This is a genomic window from Maricaulis sp., from assembly GCF_030149235.1.
Classification (GTDB): Bacteria; Pseudomonadota; Alphaproteobacteria; order Caulobacterales; family Maricaulaceae; genus Maricaulis.
In genome coordinates this window covers 35,336-50,399 of the sequence record NZ_JASBRW010000005.1, presented here as the reverse complement: position 1 = coordinate 50,399, position 15,064 = coordinate 35,336, and the positions used below count along the sequence as shown (strand labels likewise).

Sequence of the window (15,064 nt, the reverse complement as noted above, 5' to 3'; positions counted from 1 at the left end):
TCCAGCGCTTCGGCCGAGCTGGGATAGGACCACATGCGGCAGCCGCCGGCGCCGGGGCCGGTTGCGGTGGAGTGCACGCCGATGATGGCCTTGAGGCCGGTCTTCTCATCGGTCGCAAACAGGATTTTTTCGTGGTTGTCGTAGGACGGGTGTTCGAAAACACTCATGACGCGCAAAACCTTTCTGTGCGAGGCCAGCTAGAGCGCTGTAAAATCGGGCGTGGGATAACCCCTCACGCCGCTTGCCGCAAGCGCCAGACACCGCTTGTGATCAAGCGGGGGATAACAAGTCCTGAATGCGGCGGCGCAGCAAAGGGAGGATTCTTTCCTCAAACCACGGGTTTTTCTTCAGCCATGCATTATTCCGCCACGAAGGGTGGGGAAGCGGCAGAAAATCCGGTTGATAGCGCTCACTCTCCCGAACCGTTTCGGTGAGTGTTTTTTGCATTTGCGAACGCAGATGGAAGCGCTGAGCGTATTGTCCGACAAGTAATGTCAGCCGGATTTCCGGCAGAGCCGCCCGGACGCGGTCCTGCCAGAGCGGCGCACATTCCTTGCGCGGCGGCAGGTCACCGCCCTTGGCATCGAGGCCCGGAAAGCAGAAGCCCATCGGCGCAATCGCGATCCGGCTGGAATCGTAGAACACCGTCTCATCCACCCCCATCCAGTCCCGCAAGCGATCACCGGATGGGTCGGTGAAGGGCCGACCGGAGGCGTGGACCCGGGTGCCCGGCGCCTGGCCGACAATCAAGATGCGCGCGCCTGCGCAGGCCTGAATGACCGGGCGCGGCTGATGTGGCATGGCGGGCGCACAGACCCGGCAGGCGCGGATCTCACCCAGCAGCGGGTTGAGATCAGGCGCGACCAAGGCGATAGACGCCCTTGAGGGCATCGAGGTCTTCAACCGGCTTGCCCTTGCGCAGGATCTGGATCCGCCCGGCCTTGGCCAAGCGCAGGGCGGCCTGACGGACATGGCCAAAGCGTTTGTGGTGATTATCCGGGTCAACCGCCTTGGCAACATCGGCCGGAGAAATGGAACGCCCTACTGGCGCCGCCGCCACGAGTTCGAGAATGGCTGCTTCGATAGGATCGTCGGTCATGGTCTCAGGCCTTTCTCGCTTCCGGCAGGGAATAGGTCGCGCTGGCTTGCGCGATCACTGCGTCCTCGTCCTGATCCGTCGTGATCAAGCAGTCAACCACGGCAAGCCGCTTGCCAAGCTTGAGCAAGCGCGCCTGGCAGATCAGGTCGCCCGGACCGGCCTTGCGCAGATAATTGATATTGATGTTGGTCGTCACCGCCAGCGCCTGGCGCCCAACATGGCCGAGTATCACCACATAGGCGGCGAAATCGGCCAGTGCCATGATCGCCGGACCTGAGACCGTGCCGCCGGGACGCAGACTGTCTTCCCCCGCCTTGTACCGCACCCGGGCCGTCGAGGACTCGATGGTCTCAACTGTGTAGACGCGGCCGTTCTGGTGTATTTGCGGGAAGACCTCGTCGAGGAAATCGCTAACCTCGCTCGCACTCATCACCACTGTTTCGCTCACACGCTCATCCTCGCTCGACCCGTCGAATCCACGAGCATCATCGGGAGCTGGAGAAGGAAACACAATCGGGGACCTGACATGCGGCGCGATCATCGCCCTTACTGGATGCACCGGCTCTGGGAGAATTTCGAGAATGCCTGGACCGCGCATTTCCTCGAGCCCCATTTCGATGCCCTGGGCCAGAAGCCGAAAATCGTGCGCCCCTGGCATGTCGAGGTTTTCGGACCGAATATCCGCGCCGGGGATCATATCCACCTGATCGCCAGCGCCGCAGATCCGATCCGTTTCACCGTCTGGTCACCCCAGGACCAGGCCGGCCGCATCGAGATCGGTGATTTCGTCTTTATGGCCGGGGGCACGCGTATCCTCGCGGCCGGACAGATCGAGATCGGCGATAATTGTCTCATTGCCCGCGAGGCTACGATTACCGATTGCGACTGGCATTCCCTCTATGACCGTGTTGATCCCAACCCGCCCTGCAAGCCCGTCAAACTGGGCAATAACGTCTGGATCGGCGATGGCGCGTTCATCGGCAAGGGCGTGACCATTGGTGACCACGCCGTCGTCGGCGCCCGCTCCACCGTCACCAAGGATGTCGAGCCCTATGCCGTGGTAGCGGGCAATCCGGCCAAGGTGATCAAGCGCCTCGATCCGGACGCCCCGATGCGGACCCGCGCCGATCTGCTCGGCGCCGGGCCGGATACCGACCGCTTTTTCGAGAACGCCTATCGCAACACCATGGCCGGCAATTCGACCTGGGGATGGGTGCGCTCCAAACTATTTCCCAAGCGCGGGGATTAAAGCCCGAACATGTCCATCGGCAGCGCACCGATCGCTGCGCCGGTCATCAGCGTCGCCAGCGTGCCTGAAATCAGGGCGCGCGGGGCGAGTTTGAGGATGTCCTCACGACGTGACGGGGCTATCGCCACTAGCCCGCCGGTCAGAATGCCGATCGAGGAGAAATTGGCGAAACCGCACAGGGCATAGGTCATGATCAGGGCCGTTCGCGGTGACAGCGCGTCGCCGGCCTCAGCCAGGGCGATGTAGGCAAAGACCTCGTTGAGCGCAGTCTTCAGCCCCATCAGGGAACCGGCCTGGAAGGCTTCGCTCCAGGGAATACCCGCCAGCCAGACCACCGGCCCGAAGAGCCAGCCGAGGATGCGTTCGACGGACAGCGGCGCGCCGGCAAATTCCGGCGCCAATGCCAGGAGCACATTCACCAGCGCCACCAGGGCGGTGAACACCAGCAGCATGAAAATGATGTTGAAATAGAGCCGCATCCCGTCCGACACGCCGGTGGTCAGTGCGTCCATCGAGGAATGATAGATGGTCTGCGGGATCTTTTCCTTGGTGGCCGGCTCTTCGCTTTCTGCTTCCGGCGGCATCATCAGGCGCGCCAGCAGTACCGCGGCTGGGACCGAGATCAGCGAGGCGGTGAAGATGTGGCCGGCAGCGCCCTCAATGACATCGCCCAGAAGGCCGACATAAAGCGCCATCACCGAGCCGGCGACGGTGGAGAAGCCGACGGTCATGATCAGGAAAAGATCGGAGCGGCTCATATCCGGCAGACGCGGCCGAATGAGAACCGGGCTTTCGGTCATGCCGAGAAAGATATTGGCCGCCGCGCCAAGGCTGGCAGCGCCCGAGAGGTTCAGCAATCGCCGGAACGCCAGCGCAAAGGCCCGCACCAGCACCTCAAGGATACGCCAGCGCCAGAGCAAAGCGGACAGAGCCGACAGCACGATCACCATCGGCAGCGCCCGGAAGGCGAACAGGTAAGCGGCGCCGGGATCTGCGTTCGGGTTTGGGATCCAGGGCGCTTCACTGCCGGAGAGGTAGCCGAAGACGAATTGCGCGCCCTGGTCGGTCACCTGCTGCAACACCGCGACGACACCGGTCAGGGATTGCAGGAAGGCGCGGAAGGGGGCGAAGCTGTAGAGCGCCCAGGCGAGCCCCAATTGCAGCCCGATGGCACCGACAACCAGCAGCACCGGGATGCGCTTGCGCGGGCCCAGCAGCCAGGCGATCGCCGCCAGGGCAAACAGGCCAATAAAGCTGCGCATCTGCAGCGACACATCTTCCATGCCAGTCCCCCCAGGAATTTCGGTTGCGCACCTTATTCCGCGGGCAGGTGCGGCGGCAAGGACTTGCTTCAATGACGCGAAGGCCCAAATGTGAGCCCATGAGCCAAGGCATCAAGACACCGTGCGTGAAAGTCTGCTTCGTCGATCCGACGGCGCAGCTCTGTGTCGGCTGTTTCCGCAAGATGGAAGAGCTGGGGCGCTGGACCAAGTATAGCGATGCGGAGCGCGACACGATCATGGGTCAGCTCGAAGCCCGGCGCGAGGCCTATCTCGCGTCCCGGACCGCCGCAAGCTAGGCCGTCCGGTTGTGAACCCGCTCAAACGTCTTTTCATTCTGGCCGCCATACCGGCCCTGATCGCGGCCGTCGTTTTTCTGGCCGTACGCATTCTGGCCTGGCCGATCTGGCAAGGCGTCGCCCCGGTAACCGGCATGGCCTATGCCGCGCTGATCCTGGTGCTTCTGGCGATCGCCCTGACGGGCGGCGCGCTGGCCGGACGTGACGCCAAATACCGCCACGTTCTCAGCTGGGGCAGCGTGGCGCTTTCCTTCTTCGCCGTCGCATTGCTCGATCGGGATTACACGGCCTGGGAAACTGAACGGCTCTGGGTGGAAGCCCCGCCTGAATTCACCCATAGCCCGCAGCGCGGCATGACCCCGAGCAGCGCTTTCGCCAGCGTTGAGGCCGGCAATGCCATCATCCTGCAGCGCCAGGCGGACGGCCATTACTATATCGACGCCCGGATCAATGGCGTGGATGTGGTCTTCCTGGTCGATACGGGGGCGACCGGGGTGGCGATCACCCAGGACGACGCCCGCCGCATCGGTGTGAACATGGACCGGCTCGACTACCGGGTGAATGTCTCCACCGCCAATGGCCGCGCCCAGGCCGCTCCGATCACCATCCGGGAATTCAACCTGCCCAATAACAGTTTCTCCAACGTCCCGGCCCTGATCATGCAATCCGGCGGACGGTCCCTGCTCGGGATGGAGATCCTAGAAGAATTCCGCTCGGTGGAAATTCGAGGCGACCAGCTGATCCTGCGCCGCTAGGCGCCGATGACGGCCTCGCGCAACAGCATGACGCCGACGATCGCCAGGCCGACGGCAAACAGGCGTTTGAGGTTCTTTTCCGGCAGGGAATGCGCCAGGTGCGCGCCCAACGGCGCCACGAAGAAGGCGCAACCGGCGAGCAAGGCGAAGCCGGGCAGATTGACGTACCCCAGCGACATCGGCACGGCATCCGATCCCCAGCCATTGAGGATATAGCCAATCGCACCCGGCGCGCCGATGGCCACACCGAACCCGGCGGAGGTCGCGACGGCGCGGTGGATGGTCTTGCCGCACAGCGTCATCAGAGTGACACCCATGACCCCGCCGCCAATCCCCATCAGCGCCGACAGACCGCCGATTGTATGCCCCAGGGCAATACGCGGCAGTCCGCCCGGCATCTCGTCGGCCAGCCGCCAATTGGGCCGGCCGAAGAAAAATTGCAGGGACAGTAGAAGCGCCATACCGCCGAAGAGCCCGGTCAGTCCGCGGCTGGGAATGTAATCCGCCACGACGGTGCCGATCAGCGTTCCGATAACGATGAAGGGCGCCCAGGCCTTGAGAACGTCGAAGTCGACCGCGCCTTTCTTGGCATGGGCCGACACCGAGCGCAGCGAGGTCGCCACGATGACCGCCAGCGAGGTCCCGACCGCGACATGCATGGTGCGGTCACCGTCATAACCCAGCGTCTGGAAGACGTAATACATCGCCGGCACCATGACGATGCCGCCGCCGATACCGAACAGGCCCGCGACCAGACCGGCCAGAGCGCCGGTCAGCGCCAGGGCGATAATCAGAACACCAAATTCTTCCACTAGGCCGCCTCGTCCATCTGTTGCGCAACTGCCGCGCGGGCTTCATCGAGCACTTCGAGCGGAGCGCCATGGCGGCCGCCCTTTTCCGACAGGATGCGGCGCCAGTGCCGGCCGCCGGGCTGGCCATGGAACAGGCCCAGCATGTGCCGGCTCATGGCGTGCAACGGTACGCCCTCCTCGATGCGGCGTTCCAGATATGGCCGATAGGCATCCAGCGCCTCGAACCGGCCCGCCACCGGATCGGCCTCAGCGCCGAATACGAGACTGTCGGCCTGTGCCAGAACCCAGGGCGTGTGATAGGCTGCCCGGCCGAGCATGAACCCGTCCAGATCGCCGAGCTCGGACTGGGCGTGGGTAATATCCTCGAGCCCGCCATTGAGGATGATTTCCAGCTCCGGTCGCTCGGCCTTGAGGCGGCGCACCAGGGCGTAATCGAGCGGCGGAACGGTGCGGTTTTCCTTTGGCGACAAGCCCTTCAGCCAGGCCTTGCGGGCGTGAACGGTGAAGCTGGCAATGCCCGCCGCGGCGACCCGCTCGACAAACTCGAACAGAGCGGTTTCAGGGTCCTGGTCATCGACGCCGATACGTGATTTCACCGTTACCGGTACGCTGACCTTGTCGAGCATCGCCTTGACGCAATCAGCGACCAGGCCCGGCTCGCGCATCAAACAGGCACCGAAACGCCCCGACTGGACCCGGTCCGAGGGGCAGCCGACATTGAGATTGATCTCGGCATAGCCAAACGCTTCACCGATCCGGGCCGCCTCGGCGAGCTCGGCCGGGTCGGACCCGCCCAGCTGCAGCGCCACCGGCTGTTCCTCCGGCTCGAACCCGATCAGGTGTTTGCGATCGCCATGGATCACCGCCTTGTCCACCGCCATCTCGGTATAGAGCAAGGTCTGGCGCGTCAGGACACGATGGAACGCCCGGCAATGCCGGTCGGTCCAGTCCATCATCGGCGCCACGCTGAGCTTGCGCGACAAGGGTGCGGAGGTCGTTGTCATGAGGCCCCGGTTATCACGCTTTTTCCCTGCGGGCACGGTCGTTCGCTGCGATCGCCTGCCCGGATATTGCGATGTCCGCGTCGCTGGTGTTCACTTCAGCCAACACAAATCTGGGGGCATTTCATGAAACATCTCTTGCTTGCAGGCGCTGTGGCGGCCCTGACGGCTTGCAATGCCGCGCCGCCACCGGCCGAGCAGACCGAAGCCGCAGCGGCCCATTCCGACATGGAAACCCTGCCCCGGGAAAAGCGCGTCGCCTTCATGTCCGGCCATGTCATGGCCGGACTGGCACTTTACCGGGCCGGGGCACCGGAAGAGGCTGCCCCTCACCTCCTTCACCCGGTATCGGAAACCCATGCCGCAGAGCGCGCCGGTCTGGACGAACTCGGCTTCGACCCGGCTATTTTCGAGGCCGTCTCAACGGCGCTTGCAGCGGGGCGCCCGGCAAACGAGGTTGAACGCCTGCTCAACGGCGCCCAGGCCAATCTGGCCCGGATGCAGAACCAGGCCGGCGGCGACCCGATGGAAATCATCAGCTATCTGATGGATGTGCTGGAAGAGGAATACGCGATCGGGGTCACCGACGGCGTGATCACGGACCCTGGGGAATACCAGGACGCTTTCGGCTTCACCCAGGTTGCCTTGCGGCTGGCCCGGCGGGCGGAGAATGAGCCGCTCGCGGCAGAGCTGGAAGCGCTTCAAGCGATGTGGCCGGAGTCCGGCCCCCTGGCCGCTTCAACCCCGACCCCGGTGGCCGATGTCAACGCCCAGATCGCCCGCGTGCGCGCGCAGATCGGCTGATATTTCAAATCCAAGAGAGTTCGTTTAGCGGATTTCAAGATGGTTCTGGTCTGATGTCTGTCCAATGGGAGGGCATCATGGCCAAAGCGATCTTTCACAAGCATCAGCGCGTTTTCGTCCAGCCGGTCGGCACCTGGGCCTTGGTCGAACATGTGAAACCGCAATGGGTCAAGGATGTCGAAGAACCGGTCCGGGTGTTTTATGACTGCGGTCTGGGACGCGATTTCACCGCCGACGAGCTTTCCGCCGAACACACCGAGATCGTCGAAACCGGTCACTGGCGCCTGCTCCGGGCCAAGAACAAGTGGCAGAGCGATGAAGAATGCGCGCGCCACCCCTATCCCGGCACCTTCCCGGTCATTGTCACAGACAGTATGGACTGGGGCGGATGGCGTGTCCCGGCAGCCGAGTACGACCGCGACCCGGGGCGCATCGAAGCCCAGGCCCGCCTCGTCGTCCAATCCCCTCGGCTCCTGCACATGGCTGAGAAACTGGTCGAGCTGACCGAAGAAGAAACCGATCTTCCCGCCGACTGGGCCGAGCTTGTCCGCCAGGCCCGTGACATCCTCCAGGCGGTCAACACCAAGCCTAGATCTGCGGCCACGGCTCCAAGCGCCAAAGCGGCGTAACAGAATTCCATTCGCTTAAGGCCGCCATAACGTTTTCGATGCAAGACTGAAGACTCAAGCGAACCGCTCGGGCCTTTGGAATGTCGCTGATAGAACAACGCAATCGCTTTCTGTCCTTCGCATTTGCTGCGGCAGATGTTCTGGTCGAGACCGACCGCGAGGGAATAACAACCTTCGCGGCTGGCGCCAGTGCGGCACTCGGCGAACCGTCGATCGACGAGACCTCGGTGACCTTGCCCGATCGCTTCGATCGAACTTCTCGGCCTATCTTCAAGGCGATATTGCGCTCCATCCGCCCGGGCCGGCGCGCTGGTCCGGTGCGGATCTGTATCGGCGGTCGTGAGGCCATGCTGTCCGGCTGGCAGCTCAAGGACTCCGATAACATCCGATGGACGATCAACTTCACGGCACTGTCCGCGCCCGAAGAGGTTGAGCCGGAGGTATTCAACCGCTCAGCTGCAGCCGCCATCTCCGCCGCGCGGGATGCCGGCACTGAACTGAACATGTCGGTCCTTCGCATTGATGGCATCGACGATGCGACGCGCATGATCGGTGAAGCCGCGGCTCGCTCAATGCGTGACGCTCTGGCGGCGGCATGCGCATTGACCACCGGTGAGTACGGAGTCGCGCGCCAAGTCGACGGGAACCGCACAGCGCTCATCCACGACGCCAAGGCCGACTTGAACGGTCTGCTCGCAGAGGTGAAGGGCATTCTCGCCGACAATGGCTTCACCAATGCGGTGGCCACGATCGATACCGTCCCCGATGCGCCGGATCTTGAACCGGAAGTCGCCGTTCAGGCTTTCATTCATGCGGTCAACGAGGCAGCGGAAACAAACAGAGCTCTTGATATCAAGAGCCTGAAGGAAGTGGCGACCACGATGATGGAGGCCACCAAGCAGCGTATGCTCGAATTGCGGACGACGATCGCCGGGCGCGTCATCGAACCCTTTGCCCAACCCGTCGTCGATATCACGAGCGGCGAGGTCAGCCATTACGAGCTTTTGCTACGCCTGCCGGGTGGGCGCCCAGTGAGCGAGAGCGTCGGTTTTGCGGAGAGTACGGGGATTATCCACGAGATCGATTTTGCCATGACCGAAATCGCCGCGAGCTTCCTGCGCGACGACTATGACCGGCCGGCGCTTGCAGTGAACCTGTCTGGCAAATCTCTGACCAACACCATCTGGGCCAAGAAATTTCTCAAACTGCTGGCAGATATCAAAATCGACAGATCCCGACTGAGCTTTGAGATCACCGAGACCGCTCAAATCAAGAATGTCAAAGCCGCCAACACTGTTATCCAGAAGATCCGGGAGCGAGGGCACAAGGTGTACTTGGACGACTTCGGAGTCGGACAGGCCGGTTTCCACTATCTTCGGGATTTTCCCGCCGATATTATCAAGATCGACGGGTCATACATCCGCGCACTGGGCCGGTCGGAGCGCGACGACCTGATCCTCAAAGGCATGGTAGATCTTTGTCATTCTCTCGGCTGCAAAACCGTTGCCGAAATGATCGAGGACGAGAAGGCGGTCAAACGTCTGAAGGCCATGAATGTCGACTTCGGCCAAGGTTACTATTTCGGTAAGCCTCTCCCGCTAAAAACTCTGGCAGACCCGAATCACAAGGCGAATCGGGCCGCGTAACCGGAGAGGCGAACCGCCATGGCCGCAGATATGAGCCGCGTCAAAGTGCTGATTGTCGACGACAACGGCTATATGCTCACCATCTTGCGTACGATCCTGCACGGGTTTGGCATCAAGCAGATTCTCGAATCGCGCGACCCCGCCGACGCCTTCGACATGGTGCGCTCCGACAGCGTCGATATCATCATCACCGATTATCAGATGGAGATCCTGGACGGTCTCGATTTCGTGCGCCTGGTCCGCACCGCAGATGACAGCCCCAATCCGCTGATCCCGATCGTCATGCTGAGCGCCTACTCGGAGAAATCACGAGTGGAAGCCGCACGCGATGCCGGGGTTACCGAGTTTTGCTGCAAGCCGATCACGGCAAAGGAAATGTTTGCCAAGATCGCCGCAGTGATCAACGAACCGCGTCCCTTTATCCGCAACAAGTCCTATTTCGGACCGGACCGGCGCCGTCAGGACCCTGAGGATTCGACCTATAAGGGACCGGAACGCCGCAAGGGTCTGAAGTCTGTTGCGCCGGCCGCGGATGACGATGGCGGAGACGGTATTGACCTCTCCCCGCAGGGCAACGCGGCTTAAACCGTGGATAGACCGCGACGCGTGATCGACATTGGCGCGCGACGCACTTTAGTTTATGACTATGAGTCAATCTGTTTCCGATAGGCCGGCTGCAAGGCAGCGCGGTGCGAAGCCCCGTCCGTCGACGGTGCGCGCGCCTGCGGCCGAGGGGAAAACGGCCCGTGGAATGGGCGCGGGCTGGATTGTCTTCGCGATCCTTCTTTTCACGCTCGCTTATGGCGGCATTTTTGCTCTCAAGATCCAGCAAGAACGCGGCGCCCTGATGACGGAAGCGGAACGGTCCCAGGCCAATGCCGCCGGCTACCTGGCCGAGCGTGTGTCAGCGAGGCTGGGCGAGGTCCGCTACGCGCTGAATTTCGCCGGGACCGATCTGGCGGCCGCACCGGTCCAGGGCCTGAGCCCACTGGCCGAGACGCGCCTCGACACGCTGGTCCAGTCTCCTTTGATCGATAGCGGCATCATCATGCTGCCCGACGGACGCACCTTCATGAGCCAACCCGGCGACAGCGCTCTGCGGTCGGCGGCCGGCGATGCTCTGGCGGTTGAGTCCGGCATGGTGGCGACCATCAGCGACAATAGCGAGGCCTTTGTCGTTCTCGCTGTACCGGTACCGCTTGAAGACGGCACTGTCGGCGCCATCGCGGTTCGCGTACCGGCCCAGCTCGCCCTACCCGACTGGGGCAGCGACCGCGTCGTAGCGCTGGCCGATGAAGATGGCCGCATGCTGGCCCTGCAACCCGTCATGACCGGCGTACGCGCCGGCACCCCATTGGCCGAGCGTTTCGGGCTGACCCGTGAGATCGTCGCCTCCCTCGCTGATGGCGGCGGCGCGACATCGGAGGCCCGCTTTGGCGAGGACCCGGTCACCTTCGCGGTTGCTCCGGTCTCGAACACGGCCTTGCGGGTTTATGCCCTGGGCGCTGTGGAGATCAATCAGAGCGCCTGGATCCGGACGATTTCCTTCTACAGCCTGATGTTCGTGGCGCCGATTATTGTTGCGCTCGGGCTTGTCGGCCTGATCTTCCTGCAGATGCGCCGCCTGCGCTCCACCCGGGTGCAGCTGGCCGTTAATGAGCAGCGTTTCCGTTACGCCATTGAAGGCGCGCGCTGTGGCGTCTGGGACTGGAATCCCGATGCGGACACCGTCTTCGTCACCGACAGCCTGGCGCGCATGCTCGGCCTGGACGGTGCGATCGAGTGTTCGGGCACGGAATTCCTGCGCCTGTTCAGCCGCAGCGACCGGGACAAGCTCCGCGCCGCCATGCGTACTGCTCCGACCGGCGGCGAGGTTGATCTGGAGGTCATCGCGTCGGTCGCTCCGGTCTGGCTGCAAATGCGCGGCCGCATCCTCAGCGACGGTATGGATGGTGCCGCGCGCATTATCGGCGTCGCCATCGATGTGACCGAACGCAAGGGCGCCCAAGCCCGCGTGGCAGCGGCGGAATCGCGGCTGCGGGCGGCGCTGGAATCGATGTCGGAAAGCTTTGTCCTGTGGGACAGCAAGCGCCGTCTGGTGCTGTGGAACCGCAAGTTCCGTGACTATTTCGATTTCTCCGACGGCCAGCTCAAGCCGGGACTGTCCTACAGCGCGGTTGAACAGACCGCAGCCCGCGCGATCAAGGCTGTGCATGGCGAACAGGACACGTCGGAAGCCTATGATATCGAGCTCGCCGACGGTCGTTGGCTGCACTATTCCGAGCGCGCCACTGCCGATGGCGGCCTGGTCAGTTTCGGGGCGGACATTACCGACCTCAAACGCCATGAAGCCGCGCTGACCGAGAATGATGCCCAGCTGCGCAGGACCGTCGAAGACTTGCGCGAAAGCCAGGCCCGTATCGCCGATCTGGCCCGCAAATACGAAGAAGAGAAGATCCGCGCCGAGGAAGCCAACCGCTCCAAGAGCGAATTCCTCGCCAACATGTCGCACGAGCTGCGCACCCCGCTGAACGCCATCAACGGCTTCTCCGAGATCATGCTGCGCGAGATGTTCGGTCCCTTGGGCGATGAGCGCTATGTCGGCTATACCAACGATATTCTCTCATCCGGCCAGCACCTGCTGGAATTGATCAACGACATTCTCGACATGTCCAAGATCGAGGCTGGCAAGATGCAGCTCCAGACCGAGCCGACTGATGCCGGCGAGCTGGTGGAGCATTGCCTGCGCATTGTGCGCGGCCGGGCCGACGAAAAGAATCTGCAATTGCGGGCCGATGTGTCCGAACTGCCCGAGGTCGAGGTCGATCCCCGCGCGTTCAAGCAGGTCGTCATCAACCTGGCGTCCAATGCGGTGAAATTCACCCCGGAAGGCGGCCGCGTCACGGTACGTGGTTTCCTGTCTGGGAATGGGGTGGTCTTCCAGGTCTCAGACACCGGTATCGGCATCTCCAAGGACGACCTGCCGCGACTGGGCCGTCCGTTCGAGCAGATTGAGAGCCAGCATTCCAAGAGCTATCAGGGCTCCGGTCTCGGCTTGGCCCTGTCGAAATCACTGATCGAACTGCATGGCGGTACGATGACGATCGAATCGACCCTTGGCGAGGGCACCACCGTCAGCTTCGTACTGCCCCTGACCCAGGATCAGGAGATCGACGCCGAGGCCCTGGCACGACAGGTCGAAAGCGATTTCGGCGATGACGCGCTGGAATTTGTCGATGGCGAGCCGGCAGCGGCAACCGCAGCCTCAAGCCAGACGGGCTAGCCGCCATCCGGGGACGGCGGTCGGCGGCGCGGTCCCGGACGTTCACCGTCTGGCCGGAACCCGCGACCGCGCGCTTCGCGCAAAACCCGCGCCCGGGTATCCGCATCAAGATCCGCCACCACCGCGATAAGCACGCCCTCGATATGGGCCTCGACAGCATGGCGGCTGGTACGCATGCGTTGCAGGGCCAGCTGCGCGGCGTCCGGATCAAAGGGTTCAGCCATCATCGCCACTTCTGCTTCCCGGCGTGCCCTATAGGCTTCCCGCATCAGCTCGCGTGAACGGGGTGCCTCCTGGCGCATGCGCTGGCGCGCATTGCGCCGGTATTCCGGCGGCAGAGCGGCGATGAAACGGCGCACATTGAAGCCGCGCAGCCCGGTCTCGCGCCCTGAACCGTCCGGGCGTTCGACCGCTGCCGGTGCGGCGGGCGCCAGCTGGCGCTGAGCCACAAAGCCGATGAGCGCACCATTGACCAGCACGGATACGATCAAGGCGATGATCCAGGGGGTGGGTGAGTTCAAATCTCCTCTCCCAGCCAATCGGTCCAGTCCTCGTCAAAGCCGCTGAAGGCTTCGGCATAAATCGCTTCGGCGTCGCTGCCTTGAGGCGCGACATAGCCACCGGCAAAGCCGGCAAACACACCGATGACCAAGGCCGCCGCTGCAGCGACCGGCGCGCGCCAACCCCAGACCAGACCCGGCTGCGGCAGGCTTTTCAGGATCCGGTGCTGCAACAGCTCGCTCGGCTGCGGGTCGGGCATCTCCAAGAGGGCATCGAGCTCGGCTTCCAGTGCATGAGCCTCAGCGAGGATTTCGGGATGATCGAGCAAGAAGTCCTGCGCCGCATCGCGCTCGGCCTCAGGCCAGCGCGCCGGATCGGCGCCATAGGCTTCGAGAATGTCTTGCATGCGTTCCCGGTTCATGGCTCCACTCCTTCCTGCGTAACCGCCACGCTATGGTAGCTTGATATCAGATCGCCTGCCTGATCCATCAACAGTGCCTTGAGTTTACGGCGGCCGCGGGCGAGCAGGCTTTCCAGCGCCTCGACACTGACCGACATGATTTCCGCAGCGGCGATATTGCTCATCTCCTGGAAATGGACGAGCTCCATCGCCATGCGCTGGCGTTCGGGCAATTGATTGACCGCATCGACAACGCGATTGCCACTTTCCCGGCGGGTCAGGCGGGCTTCCTGGTCCGGCGTCTCGTCGGCGCGCTCGGGCATTTCATCCATCAGCACCTCGCGCCGCTTGCGCAGCCGGTCATAGCAGAGGTTGATGGCGATGCGGCTGACCCAGGTGGTGACCTGGGCGCGACCGCTTTCAAACCGGCCGGCCGCTTTCCAGACGCGGATGAAGGTCTCCTGGGCCACGTCCTCGGCCTCCGCCGGATCCCCCAGCATGCGCTGGGCAATCCCGCAGATACGCGGCAGACAACGCTGCATCAGGAGGCGTGCGGCATCGCGATCACCCTGAGCAATGCGGCCCAGCAGGGCTTCATCGCTCTGATCGCCGCCGCGCGAACGGACGCGAAAACCGTTGAGGCCCGTATCGGCCATCAAAACTCCTGAGCTAGCGCGTCCATCCAGAGTGCCGGCCGAACTAGTCACGCCACCACATGCGGCGAGATTGACGCCGTTCGACAGCAGCGTCCAGCTCGTCAGGGGTGATCGCCCCGTCGTTATTGCTGTCCAGGCGTTCAAACAGCGGGTGCTCGACCGACATGAATTCGGCCTGGGAAACCCGGCCATCGCCATTGCTGTCAGCCCGGCGATGTTCACCGCCCGGACCGTGCCGGCCGCGACCGCCCCGGCCACCGCGCGGACCGCGGGCTTCTTCATCACTGAGCTCCGCCTGGCGCTGGGCCATCAGGCGCTGGCGCATCGGGTTCTGGTCGTCAATGTCGAGGTAACCATCACCATTGCGATCCATCCAGGCGAACATCTCCGCCTGCAGCCCCTCGATCTCTTCAAGGGTGATGGTGTTGTCGCCATTGGCGTCAGACGCGCGCAGCATCATCATGACGCGTTCGCCGCCATTGCCGCGATCACGGTCGCCGCCGCGCTGGGCCTCGGCCGTTGCGCCGGTGAAGGCCAGGGTGGACGTGCACAAGAGCACGAGAAGTTGGGAGCGTTTCATCGAAAGGATTTCCTTATCCTGTGGGCCTCGCTTACTCCTCAAACGCGCCTCCAGCAGAAATCCGTCGCTT

General features: G+C 63.1%; 18 protein-coding genes. 8 read left to right on the top strand and 10 right to left on the bottom strand.

The window, feature by feature from the left end:
* Positions 1-270: 270 nt before the first annotated feature.
* The 3 genes from Q1V51_RS01195 to Q1V51_RS01185 are packed head-to-tail and all read right to left on the bottom strand — an operon-like array spanning position 271 to position 1,547.
* Complete coding sequence (locus tag Q1V51_RS01195) at positions 271-867, bottom strand: uracil-DNA glycosylase family protein (RefSeq protein ID WP_300551891.1); 597 nt, start codon at positions 865-867, stop codon at positions 271-273.
* The gene (locus Q1V51_RS01190) at positions 854-1,099 is read right to left on the bottom strand and encodes a DUF3253 domain-containing protein (RefSeq protein WP_300551889.1); all 246 of its coding nucleotides are present in this window, start codon (positions 1,097-1,099) and stop codon (positions 854-856) included. Before Q1V51_RS01190 ends, Q1V51_RS01195 begins: the two co-directional genes overlap by 14 nt.
* Positions 1,100-1,103: 4 nt before the next feature.
* A complete protein-coding gene (locus Q1V51_RS01185; protein ID WP_300551887.1) occupies positions 1,104-1,547 on the bottom strand; it encodes a PaaI family thioesterase in 444 nt (147 codons plus the stop codon).
* A gap of 78 nt (positions 1,548-1,625) precedes the next feature.
* On the opposite strand from Q1V51_RS01185, the gene Q1V51_RS13420 reads away from it, so the two are divergent.
* Positions 1,626-2,348 carry a DapH/DapD/GlmU-related protein gene (locus Q1V51_RS13420; RefSeq protein ID WP_366522681.1) on the top strand — a complete coding sequence of 241 codons (723 nt, stop codon included), beginning with the start codon at positions 1,626-1,628 and terminating at the stop codon, positions 2,346-2,348.
* On the opposite strand, the gene Q1V51_RS01175 is transcribed toward Q1V51_RS13420, so the two are convergent.
* A complete protein-coding gene (locus Q1V51_RS01175) occupies positions 2,345-3,631 on the bottom strand; it encodes a nucleoside transporter C-terminal domain-containing protein (RefSeq protein ID WP_300551885.1) in 1,287 nt (428 codons plus the stop codon). The two genes, Q1V51_RS13420 and Q1V51_RS01175, sit on opposite strands and share 4 nt — an antisense overlap.
* A gap of 98 nt (positions 3,632-3,729) precedes the next feature.
* Between Q1V51_RS01175 and Q1V51_RS01170 the strand changes: the two genes are divergently transcribed.
* Both Q1V51_RS01170 and Q1V51_RS01165 read left to right on the top strand, forming a co-directional pair.
* Positions 3,730-3,927 (top strand): DUF1289 domain-containing protein, encoded by a 198-nt coding sequence (locus tag Q1V51_RS01170; RefSeq protein ID WP_300551884.1) that lies wholly within the window; start codon positions 3,730-3,732, stop codon positions 3,925-3,927.
* Between the two features lie 11 nt (positions 3,928-3,938).
* Positions 3,939-4,682 (top strand): TIGR02281 family clan AA aspartic protease, encoded by a 744-nt coding sequence (locus tag Q1V51_RS01165; RefSeq protein WP_300551882.1) that lies wholly within the window; start codon positions 3,939-3,941, stop codon positions 4,680-4,682.
* On the opposite strand, the gene Q1V51_RS01160 is transcribed toward Q1V51_RS01165, so the two are convergent.
* Positions 4,679-5,494, bottom strand: a complete 816-nt coding sequence (locus Q1V51_RS01160) for a sulfite exporter TauE/SafE family protein (protein ID WP_300551881.1) — start codon at positions 5,492-5,494, stop codon at positions 4,679-4,681. The genes Q1V51_RS01165 and Q1V51_RS01160 overlap by 4 nt on opposite strands.
* Positions 5,494-6,498 carry a tRNA dihydrouridine(20/20a) synthase DusA gene (gene dusA / locus Q1V51_RS01155; RefSeq protein WP_300551879.1) on the bottom strand — a complete coding sequence of 335 codons (1,005 nt, stop codon included), beginning with the start codon at positions 6,496-6,498 and terminating at the stop codon, positions 5,494-5,496. Before dusA ends, Q1V51_RS01160 begins: the two co-directional genes overlap by 1 nt.
* 123 nt (positions 6,499-6,621) lie before the next feature.
* Here dusA and Q1V51_RS01150 point away from each other — a divergent pair, with 123 nt between their 5' ends.
* The 5 genes from Q1V51_RS01150 to Q1V51_RS01130 all read left to right on the top strand — a co-directional run bounded on the left by Q1V51_RS01150 (position 6,622) and on the right by Q1V51_RS01130 (position 12,857).
* Positions 6,622-7,299 (top strand): hypothetical protein, encoded by a 678-nt coding sequence (locus Q1V51_RS01150; protein WP_300551878.1) that lies wholly within the window; start codon positions 6,622-6,624, stop codon positions 7,297-7,299.
* 77 nt (positions 7,300-7,376) lie between these two features.
* Positions 7,377-7,928, top strand: a complete 552-nt coding sequence (locus tag Q1V51_RS01145) for a hypothetical protein (protein ID WP_300551877.1) — start codon at positions 7,377-7,379, stop codon at positions 7,926-7,928.
* A gap of 80 nt (positions 7,929-8,008) precedes the next feature.
* On the top strand, positions 8,009-9,574 hold the full coding sequence (locus tag Q1V51_RS01140; protein ID WP_300551876.1) for an EAL domain-containing protein: 1,566 nt from the start codon (positions 8,009-8,011) through the stop codon (positions 9,572-9,574).
* An 18-nt stretch (positions 9,575-9,592) separates the two neighbouring features.
* A complete protein-coding gene (locus Q1V51_RS01135; RefSeq protein ID WP_300551875.1) occupies positions 9,593-10,159 on the top strand; it encodes a response regulator in 567 nt (188 codons plus the stop codon).
* Between the two features lie 166 nt (positions 10,160-10,325).
* Positions 10,326-12,857, top strand: a complete 2,532-nt coding sequence (locus Q1V51_RS01130; RefSeq protein ID WP_300551873.1) for an ATP-binding protein — start codon at positions 10,326-10,328, stop codon at positions 12,855-12,857.
* Here Q1V51_RS01130 and Q1V51_RS01125 read toward each other — a convergent pair.
* From Q1V51_RS01125 to Q1V51_RS01110, 4 genes are read right to left on the bottom strand one after another with little or no spacing between them, the layout of a single operon-like run.
* Complete coding sequence (locus Q1V51_RS01125; RefSeq protein ID WP_300551872.1) at positions 12,854-13,378, bottom strand: periplasmic heavy metal sensor; 525 nt, start codon at positions 13,376-13,378, stop codon at positions 12,854-12,856. The two genes, Q1V51_RS01130 and Q1V51_RS01125, sit on opposite strands and share 4 nt — an antisense overlap.
* On the bottom strand, positions 13,375-13,779 hold the full coding sequence (locus Q1V51_RS01120) for a hypothetical protein (RefSeq protein ID WP_300551870.1): 405 nt from the start codon (positions 13,777-13,779) through the stop codon (positions 13,375-13,377). Before Q1V51_RS01120 ends, Q1V51_RS01125 begins: the two co-directional genes overlap by 4 nt.
* A complete protein-coding gene (locus Q1V51_RS01115) occupies positions 13,776-14,414 on the bottom strand; it encodes an RNA polymerase sigma factor (protein WP_300551868.1) in 639 nt (212 codons plus the stop codon). The genes Q1V51_RS01120 and Q1V51_RS01115 overlap by 4 nt, the downstream gene beginning before the upstream one ends.
* A 43-nt stretch (positions 14,415-14,457) precedes the next feature.
* Entirely contained in the window at positions 14,458-14,994 is a 537-nt protein-coding gene (locus Q1V51_RS01110; RefSeq protein ID WP_300551867.1) for an EF-hand domain-containing protein, read from the bottom strand.
* Positions 14,995-15,064 lie beyond the last annotated feature (70 nt).

Excerpts from the sequence above, each read along its gene's own strand:
- Q1V51_RS01130 (WP_300551873.1), top strand. The coding sequence starts at position 10,326 with ATGGGCGCGGGCTGGATTGTCTTCGCGATCCTTCTTTTCACGCTCGCT.
- Q1V51_RS01190 (WP_300551889.1), bottom strand. The coding sequence starts at position 1,099 with ATGACCGACGATCCTATCGAAGCAGCCATTCTCGAACTCGTGGCGGCG.
- Q1V51_RS01120 (WP_300551870.1), bottom strand. The coding sequence starts at position 13,779 with ATGAACCGGGAACGCATGCAAGACATTCTCGAAGCCTATGGCGCCGAT.
- Q1V51_RS01170 (WP_300551884.1), top strand. The coding sequence starts at position 3,730 with ATGAGCCAAGGCATCAAGACACCGTGCGTGAAAGTCTGCTTCGTCGAT.
- Q1V51_RS01140 (WP_300551876.1), top strand. The coding sequence starts at position 8,009 with ATGTCGCTGATAGAACAACGCAATCGCTTTCTGTCCTTCGCATTTGCT.
- Q1V51_RS01145 (WP_300551877.1), top strand. The coding sequence starts at position 7,377 with ATGGCCAAAGCGATCTTTCACAAGCATCAGCGCGTTTTCGTCCAGCCG.
- Q1V51_RS01110 (WP_300551867.1), bottom strand. The coding sequence starts at position 14,994 with ATGAAACGCTCCCAACTTCTCGTGCTCTTGTGCACGTCCACCCTGGCC.
- Q1V51_RS01115 (WP_300551868.1), bottom strand. The coding sequence starts at position 14,414 with ATGGCCGATACGGGCCTCAACGGTTTTCGCGTCCGTTCGCGCGGCGGC.
- Q1V51_RS13420 (WP_366522681.1), top strand. The coding sequence starts at position 1,626 with ATGCGGCGCGATCATCGCCCTTACTGGATGCACCGGCTCTGGGAGAAT.
- Q1V51_RS01175 (WP_300551885.1), bottom strand. The coding sequence starts at position 3,631 with ATGGAAGATGTGTCGCTGCAGATGCGCAGCTTTATTGGCCTGTTTGCC.
- Q1V51_RS01135 (WP_300551875.1), top strand. The coding sequence starts at position 9,593 with ATGGCCGCAGATATGAGCCGCGTCAAAGTGCTGATTGTCGACGACAAC.
- dusA (WP_300551879.1), bottom strand. The coding sequence starts at position 6,498 with ATGACAACGACCTCCGCACCCTTGTCGCGCAAGCTCAGCGTGGCGCCG.
- Q1V51_RS01150 (WP_300551878.1), top strand. The coding sequence starts at position 6,622 with ATGAAACATCTCTTGCTTGCAGGCGCTGTGGCGGCCCTGACGGCTTGC.